This window comes from Polaromonas sp. AER18D-145 (assembly GCF_002379095.1).
GTDB lineage: Bacteria > Pseudomonadota > Gammaproteobacteria > Burkholderiales > Burkholderiaceae_C > Polaromonas.
The window spans coordinates 1-2,583 of sequence record NZ_NBZV01000095.1; the positions used below are offsets into that span (position 1 = coordinate 1).

At 65.5% G+C, this 2,583-nt stretch carries 3 protein-coding genes; 2 read left to right on the plus strand and 1 reads right to left on the minus strand.

Annotated elements, in window-relative coordinates:
• Positions 1–3: 3 nt before the first annotated feature.
• Together B7G52_RS22900 and B7G52_RS22905 are read left to right on the plus strand one after the other, a co-directional pair.
• Positions 4–1,575, plus strand: a complete 1,572-nt coding sequence (locus tag B7G52_RS22900; protein WP_096699966.1) for a M14 family metallopeptidase — start codon at positions 4–6, stop codon at positions 1,573–1,575.
• A gap of 104 nt (positions 1,576–1,679) precedes the next feature.
• Positions 1,680–2,084, plus strand: a complete 405-nt coding sequence (locus B7G52_RS22905) for a hypothetical protein (protein WP_096699965.1) — start codon at positions 1,680–1,682, stop codon at positions 2,082–2,084.
• A 74-nt stretch (positions 2,085–2,158) separates the two neighbouring features.
• On the opposite strand, the gene B7G52_RS22910 is transcribed toward B7G52_RS22905, so the two are convergent.
• On the minus strand, positions 2,159–2,583 hold a 425-nt coding region (locus B7G52_RS22910; protein WP_305790846.1), incomplete at its 5' end, for a DnaB-like helicase C-terminal domain-containing protein.

Below are 2,583 nucleotides of genomic sequence, written 5' to 3' on the forward strand. Positions count from 1 at the left end.
GCGCTGGCCCTCCCCCCGCCGCCAAGCGCCGCCCCCTACAGCGCCGCCGTCGCCGCCCGCTTCCCGGCGCCTTCCGTCATCTACAACACGCCCGGCCTGCAGGAAGGGCGCAGCAGCTTCACCTCGAATGCAGAAATCCAGACTTGGCTGCGTGAGCTCAGCACAGCCGCCTCGCGCTCACCGGGCCTGAAAGCCGCCGTGCTGCCCATTGGCCAGTCGCAACGCGGCGAGACCCTGGAAGCCCTGGTGCTGACACGTGCCGACGGCACGGATGCCACCGCCATCGCGGCCTCGGGCCGCCCCACCGTGCTGCTGGTCGGCCAGCAACACGGCGACGAACCCGCCGGCACCGAAGCCTTGCTGGTCGTGGCCCGCGACCTCACGCAAGGCCTGCTGCGACCGGTGCTTGATCGTGTCAACGTGATCATCGTGCCGCGCGCCAACCCCGATGGCTCGGCGGCCGGGCAACGTGTCACCGCAGGCGGCCTGGACATGAACCGCGACCACCTGCTGCTCAACACGCCGGAAGCGCAGGCCCTGGCCAAGCTTGCGCGCGACTACCATCCGACGGTCGTGGTCGATGCCCATGAATACACCGTGGTGGGCCGTTTTCTGCAGAAATTCGGCACGGTGCAGAAGTACGACGCGCTGCTGCAGTACGCGACCACCGCCAACATCCCCGAGTTTTTGACCAAAGCCTCCGAAGAGTGGTACCGCCGTCCGCTGGTGGCCGCCCTCAAGGGGCAGGGGCTCAGCACCGAGTGGTACTACACCACGTCGACGGACCTGACGGACAAGACCATCTCGATGGGCGGCACGCAGCCCGACACCGGCCGCAACGTCAGCGGCCTGAAAAACGCGGTCAGCCTGCTGATCGAAACCCGTGGCGTGGGCATAGGCCGGCTGCACATCCAGCGCCGCGTGCACACCCATGTCACCGCGATCTCCAGCGTGCTCGCCAGCACCGCCCAGCGGGCCAGCGAACTGGGCCAGTTGCAGCCCTATGTCGAGAAAGAGATGGGCGCCCTGGCCTGCAAGGAAGAGGCCGTGGTCGAAGCCGGCCCCACCCTCACCCAGCAGGAACTCGTCATGCTGGACCCGGTCACCGGGGCCGACAAGGCCGTCAAGGTCGAGTGGAAATCGGCACTCACGCTGCGCAAGCTCAAGTCCCGCGTGCGCCCTTGCGGCTACTGGCTGTCGGCGGCATCCCGAACGGCCGTGGAGCGGCTGCGCCTGCATGGCGTGCAGGTGCTGCGTGTGGCCGAGCCTGCGTCCATGCTGGGCGACCTGTACCGCGAGACGGCGAGCTCGGCCGGGGTCCGGCAGGACGTGCGCGGCAGCATTGCCGATGCGGGGCAGATCGTCAGGGCCGAAGTGGCGCTGGTACGCGGCGTGATCGATGCACCCTCCGGCAGTTACTACGTGCCCTTGAACCAGCCGCTGGCCAACCTCGTGATTGCGGCGCTGGAACCGGACACGCAAAGCAGCTACTTTGCGAACCGGCTGCTTGACGGCCTGTCCAGCACCGCCCGCGTCATGTCAGAGCCCACGCTCCGGACCGAAGAACTGCCCTGAACCGCCGCCCCGGGGCGCCGGGCCACGCGCTTTGTGCGAACTGGCCTACAGACAGCGTCCCGCTGGCGTGCATAAATGGTGAATTCACAGCCCAAGGATTCACCATGAAAACATTTGCACTCCACCCCAAGATGTTGACGTTGCAGGGCGTGTTCTACCCCACGGGTTACGCCTTCATCATGTTCCCGGAAGCTGGCCAGGCCGAACAGGCCGCGCGTGAGCTGGAGGACCAGGGCTTCGACAGGCAGGCCATCATGCTGCTGACCCCCGAGGACATCCTGCGCGAGATCGGCAAGGTCGATGGCGACTCGGATGTCATGCTGCCATCGGTCGGCACCGAAGGCGCCACGGTCCAGAAATACGTCACCCTGGCCCGCGAAGGCCAGCACGCCCTGATGGTGCACGCCCCCTCCGAGAAGGAGACGGAGCGCGTGATGACCGTGGTGAGAAAGCAGCCTTTTTCCTACGCCCAGAAATACCACATGCTGGCGATGGAAGACCTGGAGTAAGGCCGCCGTCCTTGAAGGCTATCAAATAGATAGCTATAGGCGCTTGCAAACAAAGGGCCAAGGCCCATTTTTACTTAGAAATCTCCACTGCCGCCGTGCGCCAAACTCTCGAACTTGGTGATGCGGTTGATGAAGGCCAGCTTGACCGTGCCGGTCGGGCCGTTACGCTGCTTGCTGATGATGACCTCGGCCACGCCAGGCTCCTTGCAGGCGTCCTTGGTGTAGTACTCGTCGCGGTAGATGAACATGATGATGTCGGCGTCCTGCTCGATCGCGCCGGACTCGCGCAAATCGCTCATCATGGGGCGTTTGTCGGTGCGCGACTCGACGCCGCGGCTCAGCTGTGACAACGCAATCACCGGGCACTGCAGCTCCTTGGCCAGCATCTTCAGGCCGCGCGAGATCTCGCCAACGGCCGTGGCACGGTTTTCCTCGGCCATGCCGCTGGACACGCTCATGAGCTGCAGGTAATCGACCACGATCAGGCCGAGCTTGCCGC